14 protein-coding genes are annotated in these 14,843 nt (G+C 69.7%); 6 read left to right on the top strand and 8 right to left on the bottom strand.

What is annotated here, in order from left to right:
* Positions 1–404 precede the first annotated feature (404 nt).
* From ABZ471_RS39480 to ABZ471_RS39460, 5 genes are read right to left on the bottom strand one after another with little or no spacing between them, the layout of a single operon-like run.
* The gene (locus ABZ471_RS39480; RefSeq protein ID WP_359073549.1) at positions 405–956 is read right to left on the bottom strand and encodes an NADPH-dependent FMN reductase; all 552 of its coding nucleotides are present in this window, start codon (positions 954–956) and stop codon (positions 405–407) included.
* Between the two features lie 57 nt (positions 957–1,013).
* Positions 1,014–2,042 carry an SDR family oxidoreductase gene (locus tag ABZ471_RS39475; RefSeq protein WP_359073547.1) on the bottom strand — a complete coding sequence of 343 codons (1,029 nt, stop codon included), beginning with the start codon at positions 2,040–2,042 and terminating at the stop codon, positions 1,014–1,016.
* A gap of 34 nt (positions 2,043–2,076) precedes the next feature.
* Positions 2,077–3,321 (bottom strand): beta-ketoacyl-[acyl-carrier-protein] synthase family protein, encoded by a 1,245-nt coding sequence (locus ABZ471_RS39470; RefSeq protein WP_359073545.1) that lies wholly within the window; start codon positions 3,319–3,321, stop codon positions 2,077–2,079.
* Complete coding sequence (locus ABZ471_RS39465) at positions 3,318–3,575, bottom strand: acyl carrier protein (RefSeq protein ID WP_359073543.1); 258 nt, start codon at positions 3,573–3,575, stop codon at positions 3,318–3,320. Before ABZ471_RS39465 ends, ABZ471_RS39470 begins: the two co-directional genes overlap by 4 nt.
* A gap of 21 nt (positions 3,576–3,596) precedes the next feature.
* Positions 3,597–4,856, bottom strand: a complete 1,260-nt coding sequence (locus tag ABZ471_RS39460; protein ID WP_359073541.1) for an aminotransferase class III-fold pyridoxal phosphate-dependent enzyme — start codon at positions 4,854–4,856, stop codon at positions 3,597–3,599.
* Between the two features lie 1,463 nt (positions 4,857–6,319).
* Here ABZ471_RS39460 and ABZ471_RS39455 point away from each other — a divergent pair.
* Both ABZ471_RS39455 and ABZ471_RS39450 read left to right on the top strand, forming a co-directional pair.
* Entirely contained in the window at positions 6,320–6,586 is a 267-nt protein-coding gene (locus tag ABZ471_RS39455) for a transposase (protein ID WP_359073539.1), read from the top strand.
* Positions 6,583–6,858, top strand: a complete 276-nt coding sequence (locus ABZ471_RS39450; protein WP_359073538.1) for a transposase — start codon at positions 6,583–6,585, stop codon at positions 6,856–6,858. The genes ABZ471_RS39455 and ABZ471_RS39450 overlap by 4 nt, the downstream gene beginning before the upstream one ends.
* Before the next feature lie 1,040 nt (positions 6,859–7,898).
* Here ABZ471_RS39450 and ABZ471_RS39445 read toward each other — a convergent pair.
* Positions 7,899–8,507, bottom strand: coding sequence for a hypothetical protein (locus ABZ471_RS39445; protein ID WP_359073537.1), 609 nt, complete (start codon positions 8,505–8,507; stop codon positions 7,899–7,901).
* A 612-nt stretch (positions 8,508–9,119) separates the two neighbouring features.
* Between ABZ471_RS39445 and ABZ471_RS39440 the strand changes: the two genes are divergently transcribed.
* Both ABZ471_RS39440 and ABZ471_RS39435 read left to right on the top strand, forming a co-directional pair.
* Positions 9,120–10,442, top strand: coding sequence for a Cys-Gln thioester bond-forming surface protein (locus tag ABZ471_RS39440; RefSeq protein ID WP_359073535.1), 1,323 nt, complete (start codon positions 9,120–9,122; stop codon positions 10,440–10,442).
* A 241-nt stretch (positions 10,443–10,683) separates the two neighbouring features.
* Entirely contained in the window at positions 10,684–11,382 is a 699-nt protein-coding gene (locus tag ABZ471_RS39435) for a response regulator transcription factor (RefSeq protein WP_359073534.1), read from the top strand.
* On the opposite strand, the gene ABZ471_RS39430 is transcribed toward ABZ471_RS39435, so the two are convergent.
* Together ABZ471_RS39430 and ABZ471_RS39425 are read right to left on the bottom strand one after the other, a co-directional pair.
* Positions 11,383–11,745 (bottom strand): zf-HC2 domain-containing protein, encoded by a 363-nt coding sequence (locus ABZ471_RS39430; RefSeq protein WP_359073560.1) that lies wholly within the window; start codon positions 11,743–11,745, stop codon positions 11,383–11,385.
* Between the two features lie 1,241 nt (positions 11,746–12,986).
* Positions 12,987–13,379, bottom strand: a complete 393-nt coding sequence (locus tag ABZ471_RS39425) for a hypothetical protein (protein WP_359073533.1) — start codon at positions 13,377–13,379, stop codon at positions 12,987–12,989.
* Between the two features lie 103 nt (positions 13,380–13,482).
* Here ABZ471_RS39425 and ABZ471_RS39420 point away from each other — a divergent pair, with 103 nt between their 5' ends.
* Complete coding sequence (locus ABZ471_RS39420; RefSeq protein WP_359073532.1) at positions 13,483–14,022, top strand: pentapeptide repeat-containing protein; 540 nt, start codon at positions 13,483–13,485, stop codon at positions 14,020–14,022.
* A gap of 576 nt (positions 14,023–14,598) precedes the next feature.
* On the top strand, positions 14,599–14,843 hold a 245-nt coding region (locus ABZ471_RS39415; RefSeq protein WP_359073530.1), incomplete at its 3' end, for a transposase family protein.

Raw genomic sequence — 14,843 nt, 5'->3', positions numbered from 1 at the left:
CAACTTCGGCCCCCCACCCGGCCCCTTCGACCCCAACTTCGGCCCCCCACCCGGCCCCTTCGACCCCAACTTCGGCCCCCCACCCGGCCCCTTCGGTCCCGGACCCGGCCCCTTCTGGTCCGGCTTTTGACTGGACTCGGCGGCCCCGGTTTCACCCCGGGGTCTGTCCGCATTGTCAGCGGACCACAAACTGCCGGCGGACCTCCCCGAGGCGCAGTGCCCTCGGCGGCGCCGGCCGCTCCCCGCCGGGGGTGTCGGTGGCGTCCCTGCGCCGCATGCCGTGCGCCCGGAACACCGGCCGCTCCTCGCCGTCGCGGTCGGCGTCCGGTCTACTCGTTCACACTCATCGGTACGGCCCTCCCCTGGGTGTCGGTTGTTCCGGGCAAGACCATCGGCAGTCGGCATCACTCCGCGGGCCGGTGCGCGCCGAGGCGTTCGTACGAGCCCTCCAGCATCGCGGCGCATCGGTGCAGTTCGCCCGCCAGGACGCGGCAGCGGTGCAACAGCTGAGCAGAAGGCGTCGGTGCCCCTCCATCGGGGAGAGTGAAGTCGGCCCAGCCGCCGGAGACCTGAGTCGGCACCGCCCAACCGCCGAGGGCCTTGACCACCGTACGCAGTTGCTCACAGACCACGTTGCCGTTGTACGGCCCCGCGCCCTGGGCCAGGAGGCCGACGGCCCGGTCCACGAGGGCGCCGGATGGCAGCGCGTCCAGTGCCGTCTTGAGCAGGCCGGAATACCCGCAGTGGTGGACAGGGGTGGCCAGCACCACGGCGTCGGCGTCGGCGACAGCCTGGCGCAGCCGCTCGTACGGGTCCCGACCCGTCGGCGGGCAGGCGGCCAGTTCGACGAAGCACACCTCCATGCCCGTCGCGTCGAGGGCTGCGCCGACGGCCCCGGCCAGGGCCGCGGTGAAGGAGGACTTTCTGGGACTGCCGTGGATGACGAGTGCGCGCATGCTCTGCGCTCCTCCGTGTCTGGTCTTGTCCGGACCGGCCGCCGGAGACGAAAGGGACTAGGGGAGGCTGCCGGCCAGGATCCAGGGCTGGGGGGCGGCGAGCGCCTGGCGGCGTCTGAGCTGGGCCCAGTTCCGGACGGACACGGCAACGATCTCGGCAGGGTCGTGCACGATGCGGGTGGGTGTGAACGGGTCGGTCATGCTGGTGTAGCTCTGAAACATGGACAGCAGCCGCAAGGTCTCGTTCTGGACCGGGGTGAGCCACTGCCGCGCGAGGGGCAGGAAGAAGCGGTTCCAGCTGTCCGTGGAGATCATCGGGGCGACTGCCAGCGGTGCGACACCGTTCTCGGCACGGAAGCGGTTGACGGCCTCGAAGATGACGTCGACCAGATCTGTCATCCGCAGGGCGCCGGGACCAGCCGCGATGATCTCGGTGCGCGGCCCGTCGGGCGGCGTACCCAGCGCTGCAGCCACGATCGCGTCGGCCACCTCGTCGACGGGTGCAATCTCCGCGTAGCCGTCCGGGCTGCCGACGACTGCGGCGGCGACGCCGGAGACCAACGCTTGGAACATGGTGTACGGGCCGGTGAAGCGGGCAATGGCACCGTCACCGCGGCGGCCCAGGATCAGGGGCGGGCGGACCATCGTCAGCGGGCCTGGGTGTTCCTCAGCCGCGATCTGCTCGCACCGGGCCTTCGACCACTCGTACCCGTTGCGCCAGCCCTCGAACTCGGCGCTCCGTGTGTCGTGCGTGGCCCGCGGGCCGTCGACGTAGGCGGTGGAGATGTGGACGAGGTGGGTGTCCCGGTCGGCCAGGGCCAACGCCGCCCGTAGGGGGACGATGTTCGCGTCCGTTGCCTCCTGCCGTGTCATGCTCCAGCGGGTCGAGGCGGCGGTGTGAACGATCACGTCCCAATGGCCGTCCAGTTCGGCCGGCGGGGGCTGCTCGCCCATGATCCACTCAACGGTGGAGCCGTCCGCGGCCTGTCGGGTCGTGTGGACAGGCCGCACGTCCGCGGGCTGGGCCGCCAGCCGGGCGCAGGCTTCTGTGCCGACGACGCCGGCTCCGGTGATGAGAATACGCATCGGGGCTGCTCCAAGATGAGTCTGCCGGGCGGGGTCAGTGCCCGGGATCGAGGACGAGGCAGGCGTTGTGGCCGCCGAAGCCGAAGGAGTTGGACAGCACGGGTGCGACCGGGATGGTCCGCGCCGTCCCGGTCACAAGGTCGAGTCCGTCCGCTTCCGGGCTGAGGTCGAGGTTGGCCACGGCGGGTACCAGCCCACGGCGGGCGCACACCAGCGCGAGTGCGGCCTCGAGGGCGCCCGAGCCGGCCAGAAGGTGGCCGGTGACGCCTTTGACAGCCGTCACGGGCGGGCATGCTTCTGCAAAGAGATTGCGGATCGCGGCTGCCTCCGCGGCGTCGCCGGAGCCGGTGGAGGTGCCGTGGGCGCTGATGTGCCCGACATCGGAGGGTTCCAGGCCCGCGTCGGCGAGGGCGTGTGCCATGCAGCGCGCCGCCACCACGCCGTTGCGGGGCGGCGCCACGATGTGGTGGGCATCGCAGTTGGCGGCGTAGCCCGCGACCTCACCGTAGATCGTCGCCCCCCGGGCCTCGGCCGCGTCCCGACGCTCCAGGACGAGTACGGCGGCCCCTTCACCCAGTACAAAGCCGTCGCGGCACGCGTCAAAGGGGCGACTGGCCAGCTCGGGCTGGGTGTTGCGGGACAGTATTCCCATGCGGGCGAATCCGCTCACCAGCATGGGGGTGACACAGGCGTCGAACCCGCCGCTGACGGCGGCGTCGAGTTCGCCGTACTGAATCCGGCGGGCCGCCTCGCCGATCGCCATGGTCCCACTCGCACACGCGGTGCTGTAGGTGACGCAGGACCCCTCGAAGCCGTGACGGGTTGCGATGCGCCCCGCGGCTGAGTTCGCCATGGCCTTGAGCACCGTGTGCACGGGCATGCTCAGAGGCGCCGACCCGAATTGGCGCATTGTGTCCTCCATCACGGGTATCCCGCCCACCCCTGTGCCCAGGTGCACGCCGATCCGTGCCCGTGGGATGTGCTCCGGCAGCGCGGCCTCGGCCAGCGCATCGGCCGCGGCGCACAGCGCGAGCAGGGTGGCGCGGTCGATCTTCCGCTGCTCCCATGGGCCGACGCGGGAGCCGACGTTGAAAGGAGGTGTGAGGCAGGCGAACTGCACGGGTGCCTCGTGCCGTAGGAGTTCACCGACGATGCCCGCGCGAGACTTGGCCGACAGCACAGTCTGATAGGCCGCCTCCAGGCTGTTACCGGCCGGCGATCTCATTCCCATACCGGTGACCACAACGGACACGCGGCCCGCCCTGTCGCGCGGCGTCATACCCCGGCCTCTTGCCGGTCCGTCAGCGCGTCGACGGCGTCGCCGACGGTCCGGACCTGCACCAGCGCCTCCACGGCCACCCGCAGCTCCAATACTCGTTCGAGCTGTGCGGCCACCGCCATGACCTCCAGGCTGTCGATGCCGTACTCGGCACGCAGGTCGGTGCGGTCGGTGATGCAGTTGTGGGGGATGCCGAGCACGTCGGCGATGACGGTGCGGACGGCAATGCCGACTTTGTCGCGGTGCAGTGTCATTTCGAATTCCTCTTCCCTTCGTCAGGTTCCGGTGGTCGCGGCCACCACGTCCATCGCGCCGTCCAGGAGGTCGAGCGCGTCGGCCAGTTCGCCGGACGTGGTGCACAGTGGTGGGAGCAGCCGGATCGTGGTGGGACTGCTCAGACATGGGGAGACCAGCAGGCCGGCCTTGGCGAGCTCGATCACCATCTCTCCCGCCGCATGCGCGGAGGCGAAAGTGATGCCCCACAACAGGCCGCGGCCGCGGAAGCCGGTCATCACGTCGGGATGGCGCTCGTGCAGGATGCGCAGCCCCGCCACGATGGTGTCGGCGAGCACTTTTCCGTGGTCGACCCGCGCCTCCAGCGCCGCGAGGGCGGGCGGGAGTGCGGCGCAGCTGAGCGGATAGCCACCGAACGTCGCCGAGTGCAGGTACGGGTCCTTGGCCAGCGGCTCGTACAAGGCCGGGGAGCAGGCCAGGGCGGACAGTGGCATGACACCCCCGCCGAGGGCCTTGCCGAACAGGACCGCGTCCACGTTCAGCCCGTCAGCCAGCGCGAGCGAGCGCTCGCCGCAGCGGCGCAGACCGCACTGGATCTCGTCGGAGATGACGAACGCACCGTGGTCGTGGGCGTCCTGCGTCCAGCGACGCAGCACCTCAAGCGGCAGCGGGACAGCGCCGTTCTCCCCCTGGACGGGCTCGAAGACCAGCGCGGCGACCTTACCCTGGGCGGTCTCCTTGGCGACGGCGTCCGGGTCGGCAGGGTCGAGGTGCGCTACGTCCACAGTGCAGCCGCGCAGGCCGGTGCGGAAGATCGGATTATGGGTGAGCGCCAGGGAGCCCAGCGTTTTGCCATGGAAGGCGCCGCATACGGCCAGTACCCGGTCGTGTCCGGAGGCGAGCCGAGCGAGTTTGACGGCGACCTCCACGGCATCAGCCCCGTTGAGTCCGAAGTAGACCTTGGGCAGGGCGCCGCCGAGGTAGGTGGCGAGCCAGGCCGTGGCCTCAGCGGCCACCGGGTTGGCGAGGCTGCGGGTGGACACCGGCATGGTCTCCAGCTGGCGGCGGACGGCCGCCACGACAGCAGGGTGCCGGTGGCCAAGCAGAGCGACCGCGTAGGACCCGAAGTCGAGCACCGTGCGACCGTCGGACAGGGTCACCTGGCAGCCCTGGGCCGTCTGCTCCACGGCGCCGCATCCGGCGAAGCCGCCCATCAGCGCCAGTTTCGGCGACTGGTGTCGGCGCAGGATGGCGAACACGTTCCGGGCCGTGGTGGCCAATGTGGGATCGGCTATGGTCACGGTGCGCTCCTCGTCAGCGGTTGGTCGGGGCGGGGAATGGCGGTCGCAGGGCGCCACCGCGGCAGCGCGGGGCCTGCGGCGCGGTCAGCCGGGCTGCCCGGTCAGGCGCTGCTCCCACGCGGCTGGCATCTGTGCGGCGTTGTTTCCGATGCGCAGCGGCAGAAGGGGAACCGGTACAGCAGTTCGGCCGTGTGGCTGATGGCCGGGGGAAGGCGCGGGCGGAAGCTGCTGACACCAGATATGTGCCGTGGTCAGAGCCGATGACGGAGAGTGCGTCAGGGCACTCCAGCGCTGCCGGAGTGGTGCGGGCGAGAGCGCCCTGTGCGGCGTAGCGGACCATGACAGCATCGGCCAGTACGCCTTCGGTCCGGTCGTTGTCCTCCAGGCATCGGGCCAGGCCCTCGACACCGGGCACTGCAGCCGGCAACTCGTCCCCCTGACAGCTCGCCGGGCGGTGGTGACACCTCCGCTCGCCGGCACGGTGAGCAGATCTATGGAGCGAGGTGGGCTGCAGGCCTTCTTGCCGCCGTCGCAGAGGACACGGCCGTCGCGATGCTCGGCGCTGACGACCAGCCGGGGAGCGAACGGGCGTGTGGGGCCATGGGCGCAGCCCGAGACGGCCGGCATGTGCCCGCTCGCGTTCGCCTCCAGCAGCATTCCTTCCGGACCGCTTCCGCGGCGGGCCGCCCCGGCCGGGCTCGTCATGCAGAAGTGGTGCAGGGTGATCGCCATGGCCGGCACAACGCAGCGGCTGCCGCCGACACGCTGCACTCCGACCGCGTCCGACGAGTCTTCCCCCAAGCCGCCCTTCACCTCGGGGACCAGCAGCGCGAGACCGTCCGCCTCGCGGGAGAGCCCGATCGCCCGGCTCGTTGGGCTCTCCGGTTCGGCAGTCGGGCGCACTGCCGAGGAGGCGTCCGGACCGGGCGGATGCCGTTCGAGCAGAGCTCGGTCGGAGTGTAGGAAGCCTCATGTGATCGCCTCCGGGCAGATCGGGACGCCGTGGCGACGAGGCCACGCTTCGGAGCGGTTCGTGGACCCTGCGGGGCACGGGCCGAGCAGCGGTGACCTGTGTAATCGGGCGGTCGGTGCGCGGCGGCGGGCCGGGGAACCTGGACCTGGGGCGGACGGATACGGGCCATTACGCAGACCTTGAGGCATCCGTTCAGGTCGTCGAAGGGACCGCTACCCGGTAAGTTCCGATGACGCGGTGCCGCCGGGGCAATGGCCGTGGAGCCCATCAGTTGGCGTGCCCGGCCGGCCTCTACTCGACGCCCAGGCCGGGGCCCAGCACGCGCAGTATCCGGCAGTTGCTCGACGCCGTGCGCTACCTGGTCGACAACGGAATCAAGTGGCGAGCGATGCCGGGCGACTTCCCCGTGTGAAACCGCGTCTACGCCTTCGCGCGCCGCTGGGGCGCGAAGGGGCTGCTGGCCGAGCTGCACGACCGGCTCCGCTGCCTGATGCGTGAGGATGCCGGCCGCGATCCGGAGCCGACCGCTGCCATCGTCGACGCACAGTCGGTGCGGGCCGCGGCTACAGTCCCCGCGTCGTCGCGCGGCTACGACGCGGGCAAGAAGGTGCCGGGTCGCAAGCGCCACATCGTGGTGGACTGCCTCGGCCTGCTCCTCGTGGTCATGGTGACCACCGCGAGCGTCCACGACAGCAACGCCGCCGTGCCCCTGCTGGAACGCCTGCGGGACCGCTACAAGAAGATCGCCCTGGTGTGAGCCGACGGCGGCTGCGGCGGTCGCCTGGGCGAAGGAGAAGTTCCAGCTCGGAGAAGTTCCAGCTCACCGTGCAAATCGTCAAGTGTAGCGACGACGCCTCGGGGTTCGTGGTACTGCCGAGGCGGTGGTCCGTGGAGCGGACGTTCGCCCGGCTGTTCCGCTCGCGCCGCCTGGTACGCGACTACGAGACGCTGCCCGCCGTCCACGAGCAGATGGTGATGTGGTCGATGACGATGCTCATGAGCCGCAGGCTGGCCCGTCGGCGAGCGTGAACCGGCCCAGGCCGGCTCTGTTGCCCAGCCGCGGTCCGCGAGCCGCTTCTTCGATCGCACGCCCTCCACGCAGGCCGGAACCGGTGCCAGACCGAGTCCGGCGGCGATCTCCTGGCACGTCATCACCCCGTCCCCGCCCGATCGACGTTCCGCCAGCAAGGTGAGGATGCGTTGGCAGTCCACGGCGAGCGCCTCCGCTGTCAGCGCGGGCCACCACGCCGGGACGATCGAACCTGCCCGCGCAGCCCGCCGCGCGGGCGCCCCCGCAGGCGCGTCCACCACCGGCTCTGGTTCCGGCTCCGATGCGGAGGGCTCCTCGGCCGGGACCGGGTCGGGCACGCCGGCCTCCCGGATTCGCGGCACGGACAGGACCTCGCCAACGCGTTGCCGCGCGATCAGCCACTCCTGCCAGTCCGTTTCCGCCTCGGCGAGCTCCGCCGGCACCCGGTCCGCCTTCTCCCGCAGTCCCTCCACGCGCTCTCGCGCGGCCAGCTCCCGCTCCTCCAGCAGACCCACGACCGACGCCATCCCGGCACCTCCACCGACGAGACAACCCGACGGCCCGAGCCTGCCTCGCCGACCGCGACATCACGCCTGAGCTGCGAAGACCTGCCGATCAGGTTCGGGACGACAACGGCTTCTCACGACAGCCGGAGCAGCCGCGCTCGCAGGGGCAGGAGGGGCACCTGGTTCGTCCGCGAAAGCTTCAGGCAGCAGCACTCCTGCCGTCAGGGCCACCACCACGCCTGCGGCGACAGCCGCCCTCTACTTCCTGTTCTTGACGTGACTCGACGTTCCTTGTCTGTGCGTAGATTTGAACGTCGCATGTTGCTCCTGAGCCTGTGGTGACTCGCCTTGGATGCTCATTGCAGGGGCAACGATCGTTCGTCGGATCCTCCTGCGGGAGCGAAGTGCGGCGCGAACGTTCTGGCAGACAGCAGGCGATCTGCTGGTGGTCCATCGCCCCGCCGGTACTGGCCCAATTTCGCACTGGCCCTCTTGGTCATGACCATGACGCGCTCATGGATCCGACCTGGTTCTTAACGATGGGGTTTTGTCCGGCGGCGAAGGTACCAGCCGGTGGCGGTGAGGCCGGCTACAAGGAGTACGCCGCCCGCTGCGTAGGTGAGGGAACGGTAGTCCCTGGTGGTGCCGCCGATGCCGGCGGTGGCGCCGCGGGTGGGTTGGGATGAGGCGCCAAGGGTGGGTTGAGGCGAGGCGGGGAGGGTGAGTTCGGATGAGGCAGGGAAGGTGGGTTGGGATGAGGCAGGGAGGGTGGCGGAGGTGCGGGACGTAACCGTGACGGGCTTGGTGCCTGCGATGGTGCCGTTGGAGCACATGACGATGACGGTGTAGGTGCCTGGGGGAATGTTGTACCAGGCGGTGGACTGGCTGACCGAGGTGCCATCCAGTGCTGCCTGGCGGCCTTCGGCGAAGCTGGTCTGGCCGGCGCTCAGCAGTGCGGCGTTGCCCCAGCTGCCGTTTTGCCTGGTGCACGCGTTGGTGACGGCGGAGACGGTGGCGCCGGTGGCTGTGACGTTGATGTCCGAGACGGTTGCTCCCGCGGTGCCCACGGTTGCGGTGAGCGGGAGGATGACGGCGGCTGCCGCGGGCATACCGCAGCGCAGGACTATGTGTGTGGTGTGCATGGGCGTCCTCCGGCGGCACGGTGGGCGGAGCGTCTCGTGCGCCGCCGGAGATCAGGTGGGTGCCGTGCAGCCTTCCTTGAGGGCAGCAAACGTGCTGGGGGGGCCGGCCCGCATGTTCGGATGGCCCAGGCAGGTGACGGACTCCTCCGGCCGGTCGCGTCGCCCTCCCTCTCCACGGGCATGGATCACGGGCGTGGACGAGCCACGAGACGTCGTTGACCGACTCGTGCAGGGGGGCGTCGGGCAGAGCAGGAACCGGATTTGGCAGGCCCCCGGCGGGACGAGTGGAATCACCCCTCCCCAGCGGCAGCATCTGCCGTGTCGCCTCTGCCCTCTCACCAGATGTCTTTCGCCTCAGCGAGTCCGGATCGAAGAAGATCAACGGTGAGCGTTTGCCGCACGATGCAGCCGATAACGATTGCGAAAAGGAATGCTGGCTGGACGGGGGATTGAGCAGTCCCCCGCACCTAATATCCCACTTACTCAGGCGGGGGCCCTTGAGTCTACCGACGAGCCACTCCCCTCAACGCGTCGCACGCGCCAATCCACGTGTGCACGTGCGCGAAGGAACTCGTCCCGCAGAGAGGGGATTCCGTGTTTGCCAAGTTCTCTGTGTCTGTTGTGCACGGGCGGGGCGCCGCCCGTCGCCTGACCGCCGCCGCCCTGGTGTCCGGGCTCATCGCGGCCGGCACCATCGCTGGTGCATCCGCGGCCTCCGCCGACGACGCTCGACAGTCCGCGACCATAGTGGGGCTGAAGGCCTCCGACATGGCCATTCTCAACTCGCAGTTCGGGAAGGGAATGGTCGATGCGGGCCTCTTCGAGATGGCCGTCGATGGCGGCGGCACGCTGACGACATACTGCATCGACATCGGCAACCCGACGAAGGACGGAGCGCAGTACCAGGAGAAGCCCTGGGACCAGACCTCGCTCGGTTCCAACAAGGACGCAGGCAAGATCCTCTGGATCCTGCAGCACTCCTACCCGCAGGTCGACGATCTGGCCTCACTGGCCAAGGAGGCCGGCACCGGCCCGCTGTCCGCGAATACCGCCGCCGCGGGCACCCAGGTGGCCATCTGGCGCTACTCGGACAAGGCGGACGTCGAGGCGGCCGACCCTGCGGCCGAGCAACTCGCGGACTGGCTGGAGAAGTCGGCCCAGGACGTCCCCGAGCCCAAGGCGTCACTGAGCCTGGAGCCGAACACGGTCTCCGGCAGACCCGGCAGCCGCCTCGGCCCGATCACCGTGCGCACCGACTCCGCCGCCCAGGTCACCGTGACAGGCCCGGCCGACTCCAATGTGCGGATCACCGACGCGAAGGGGCACCGCGTCACCTCCGCCGTCAACGGCACCAAGCTGTTCTTCGACGTTCCGCGCGGCGCCGCGGACGGTACGGCCTCCTTGAGTACGCAGGTGACCACCACGTCTCCGGTGGGCCTCGCATTCGCCTCATCGAGCCGGAGCCAGACGCAGATCCTCGCGGGCTCCAACAAGCTCACAGTCTCGGCAACTGCCTCGGCCACCTGGGCGAAGAGGGGCCCGGTGCCGACCGTCACCGCCAGGGAGGACTGTGCCAAGGGCGGCGTCGACATCACCGTCGGAAACAAGGGTGACGAGTCCTTCACCTTCGAGGCGGCCGGACAGAAGCACACCGTCTCGGCCGGTGGAAAGAAGACGGTGACCATCCCAGTCGCCGAAGACCATGCGTATGACGTCACGATCACCGGGCCCGGTGGGTTCTCCAAGAACTTCAAGGGCGTCCTGGACTGCAAAACGGCCGGGCCCACGGCCCCGGGCGGCTCGGGAAGCCACCTCGCCGAGACAGGTCAGTCCAGCGCCACGCCGGTCCTCGCAGGCATCTCGATCGCCCTGATCGTGATCGGCGGTGGCGCGGTGTTCCTCCTCCGGAGAAGGAAGACCTCCGGCGAACGCTGAGGGCGACGGTGAACAAGTGCCCTGATGACGGGGAACCCCCCGCAGAAGGGCACTTGTGACCGCGGCAGGGCAACCCGGTGAGCCGCGCGTCGCCCGATGCGGGGGGCTCGAACCGCCGTACCTGAAACATGACGCGAACTACATCATGGACGGACCGCGGAGTGCTCACGAAAGGCATGACAGTGCAGAAGACCTCCAGGACAGCGGCTGCTGTCCAGCGGGCCGCGTGAAGGCGGTCCTCATGCCCATCCGCGTGATGATCGTCGACGACCAGGCCCTCATACGGGCCGGTCTGCGTGCCCTGGTGACAACATCCACGGACTTCGAGGTGGTCGCCGAGGCGGACAACGGTGCCCGGATGGTGAGCCTGGCCCGGGAACGTGCAGCCGATGTCGTCCTGATGAAGCTCGACATGCCTCAGGCCGACGCAGTGGAAGCCACCCGGCAGTTGGTCCGGCAGCCAGGTGCACCGCGCGTACTGCTCCTGACGGCGTCACCTACCGACGAGGTCGTGCTCGGTGCGCTGGAGTCGGGAGCATCGGGGTTGCTGCACCAGGACGTATGGCCGCAGGAGCTGTTCTGTGCGATCCGATCGGTCGCCGCCGGCATGTGGGTAATGGCCGAGGAGGCCGCCGCCAGACTGCTCGCCAGGTCGGTGCTGGGAACTCGCGGGGACATGGACGGCCTGCTCGGAAGACTGTCCGCGCTCTCGACCAGCGAGCGAGAGGTGCTTGCGCTGCTCGGCGCGGGACACACCAACCCGCGGATCGCCGAAACGCTCGGTCTGTCGTCGGCCAGTGTCAAGAGGCGTGTGTCCCGCGTCCTGTCCCGTCTCGGCCTGGACAACCGCACCCAGGCTGCCGTCTTCGCGTGCGAGGCCGGTCTGGCGGCCAGGGCGGCGCGGGTGCCGACACCGGACGTTGCACTGGTCCGACCGTGATCACCCTGCCCGCTGCGGCGAGGACACCGAGGCGTTGAGTTCGCGCCGGTAGGAAGTTGCGCCGGTACACGGCCCGCACATCTCCAAGTGGGCCTGAAGCGCGGCACGGTATCTCTCGGTGGCACGACCCCGCAGGGCGGCGACGAAGCGGTCGAGCGCCCTCTCACAGGGCGGCTCCGCGGGTGCAGCGTGGCGTCGTACGTAGTGCGTGCGCAGCACCTCGCGGCCCCGGTAGGCCAGCGAAGCTGCGGCCGCGGGATTCAGCCCGAGTCGGTGTGCGGTTTCCGTCGCCCCAGTTCCTTCGATGTCCGTCAAGTTGACCGCCGGGCGTGGCGGCAGGGGCCGAGACTGGAGCGCGTGCATCACGGCGCCGTGTTCGAAGGCCCTGCCCCATGGGTCTTCGGCATGCCATGCCGGACCTTCGTCCCACAGATCGGCCACGCGGACTTCGTGCTCTAGGCGGGTCTGGAGCCGGGCGGACGCCCGGCGCAGGCTCACCTGCAGGTAGCAAGCCGACATTGTCGCGCGGGCCGTGCCCGGAGCGCAGCGCGCGGTATGCCGTGAGCATCGTCTCTGCGGCGAGGTCGTCGGCATCGGCACGGGACGACTGGCACAGGTACCGGGCGCCGGTTACAAGGGCCTGGTGGTGGCGGCGCCACAGTTCCTCGAAGGCGGAGGTGTCGCCGTCCCTCACCACCTGGCATAGCTGCGTGTCTCTCGCGCGGCCCTGTGGCCGTCCGCCGGTCCGCGGGCGGTATCGGCCGCGAGGAACCCGGGACGGCGAGGGCGCACCAGGGGCAGGCGGCTCGGCGGCCAGGGCTGTTCGGCTCATGGCGGGACACCTTAGACGGTTGCTGACGGCTCGCCCTCAGACTCGCCCGGATCTCCTCCGCCGCGCGTCCCTTCAGGGAGGACAGTTGCGTAAGCGTGTACTCCGCCGGTGCACGGCGCGTACTTCTGAAGAGGACTCGGACGCCGGGCCGCTCGGTGGAAGGATTCTGAGGCGCGGCGGAAGTGCGGCAACTACCGGGACACAAGGTTCAGGTCGTATGTCGAGTTCAGGGATCCGGCCAGCGGGCGGTCCCGAAGGGCGGACAGCCGCCCGGTCCCCCGAGCCGCGCCCAGGCCGTCCACAGCTTCGAGCCACTGGTTCAACGCGCGATGTTACTGAAATGCGCTGGCCCGGGATGCGTTTGCACAACAGTCTCGGCAGACTCACCTGGGCACCGCCACGGTGTTCGGTCTCACGGACCGAGCGGCAGGACGCGGTGGTACGACACACTGCGGGAGGCACCCCGCAGTGTCCTGAAGGGCCCAGAACACGCGACCCCGCGTACGTCCGCCGGATCCGTTTCCTCGTGTGGATCTTTCGCAGATGCCGTGGGGGACTGGGCCAAAGACCGGCCGGAGCAGCGTGAGGCTGCTCCGGCCGGGCTGCGCATCCGGCACCGGGGTGCCTGCGGCCTGTACGGCTCGGGGCGTGTGACCCGCGGCCCGCCGGTTCCGCCACAGGAGGGCCTCAGCGGAGCCAGGCCCTCCCTTGTGATGTCCGGGGCCGGTCGAGCGCCGCGGTCAGCACGGCCGCGACGCCCGGCATACCGGGTTCAGCTGCCCAACCGCCCCCGACCGGAGACCATGCCCTGAAACCCGGGGAAGTCCCCGATGTTGAACAGGGGCGGGAACATCCCCAAGCCCAGCGGGGGTACAACGGACCGGCTGCCCTGCTGCACGACGATCCGGTTCCCCTTCCCCTGCTGCACGACAATCCCGTTGCCCTGCCCCTGCTGCACGACGATCCCGTTCCCCTGTATGGCCCCACGGCCCGGCAACTGAGCCGTGGCACCGCCCTGGACTGTGCCACCCGGTACCTGAAGACCGGGACGGCCCGGCTGCTGCGCCACCGGACTGCCCGAGAAACAGGTACGGGCGGGAACCGACGCTTCGGTATCGTAATCGACTTCGTCGTCGACTTCCTCTTCACCGGTGCCCTCGTTCACGGGAGGCTCGACCACGGAAGGAACAGGTTCCGATGGTGCGGGGGTCTGGTCGTCTTTGTCACCCGGAGCCGACGGAGTCTCGCCCCCAGACGGCACCTGACCAGTGGCATCCTGCTGCTTCGAGCCCTCTACAGCGGAAACCGGAGCGTTCGCTTCCTGCCCGTCCTTGCTCTCCGGGGCCTTGCTCTCCGGGTCCTTGCTCTCCGGGGCCTTGCTCTCCGGGGCCTTGCTCTCCGGGTCCTTGCTCTCCGGGTCCTTGCTCTCCGGGTCCTTGCTCTCCGGGGCCTTGCTCTCCGGGTCCTTGCTCTCCGGGGCCTTGCTCTCCGGGGCCTTGCTCTCCGGGGCCTTGCTCTCCGGGGCCTTGCTCTCCGGGGCCTTGCTCTCCGGGTCCTTGCTCTCCGGGGCCTTGCTCTCCGGGTCCTTGCTCTCCGGGTCCTTGCTCTCCGGGTCCTTGCTCTCCGGGTCCTTGCTCTCCGGGTCCTTGCTCTCCGGGTCCTCCTTGCCTCCGCCGCCACCCGACGGCTTGCCACCGCCCGAACCACCACCCGACGGCTTGCCACCGCCCGGAGGCTTGGGAGCAGCAGCCGGCGGCTTGGGGAACGCGGGTGCAGGCGGCTTGAATGCCGGCGGCTTGGCCTGCTGACCACCGGTACCGGTGCCGGATCGGCCGGGGACACCGCCACCGAGGCCACCGAGGCCACCGAGGCCACCGAGGCCACCGAGGCTGATGTTGCCGGTCCTGATGTTGATGCCGCCGGCAGTTCCTTGGCCGCCGACCTGGCCGCCGTTCTGGCCGCCGACCTGGCCGCCGACCTGGCCGCCGTTCTGGCCGCCGTTCTGGCCGCCGACCTGGCCGCCGTTCTGGCTGCCAGCTCTGCAGGCCGCAGAGGCAGCATTGGGCTGTGCGGCGAAAGCCGCCGGCAGCAGGATCCCGGCCGTCACGGCCACCACCGCCCCCGTGGCGACAGCGACCTTCTTCTTCCTGTTACTGACGCGCTTGTGACCCGACGTTCCCCGTCTGTGCGTAGATGTGTCCATGTGCTGCTCCCGAGCTTTTCGGTGAACCCCTCACGTTCACCGTTCGACGCTCATTGCAGGGGAAACGATCGTTCGGCGGATCCTCTCCAAGGTGGAGGCTTGGTGCCGAAAGTACGGGCAGAAGATCGGCTCTACTAAACGACGTCCCGTAAGCCCTGGTCAGGTATGTGATGATCTTGGTGTGGGTGTGGTGGTGACGGCGGCTGAGCCGCAGTGGGTGGACCTGTTCGCCGGACTGAACGGACGTCAGTTCCGCAAGCTCGTGCTGCTCGTACGGCGTCGGGGCGGCGGCAAGCCCACCGGCGGACGGCCGTGGGCCTTGTCATTGGAAGACCGCATACTGCTGGTGGCGGCTTACTGGAGGACGAACCTCACGATGCGGCAGCTCGGCCCCTTGTTCGGGGTCTCGAAGTCCGCCGCTGACCG

This window comes from Streptomyces sp. NPDC005728 (genome assembly GCF_040630895.1).
Taxonomy (GTDB): Bacteria; Actinomycetota; Actinomycetes; order Streptomycetales; family Streptomycetaceae; genus Streptomyces.
The sequence above is the reverse complement of the archived record's forward strand: the minus strand, read 5'-3'. Positions and strand labels throughout refer to the sequence as shown.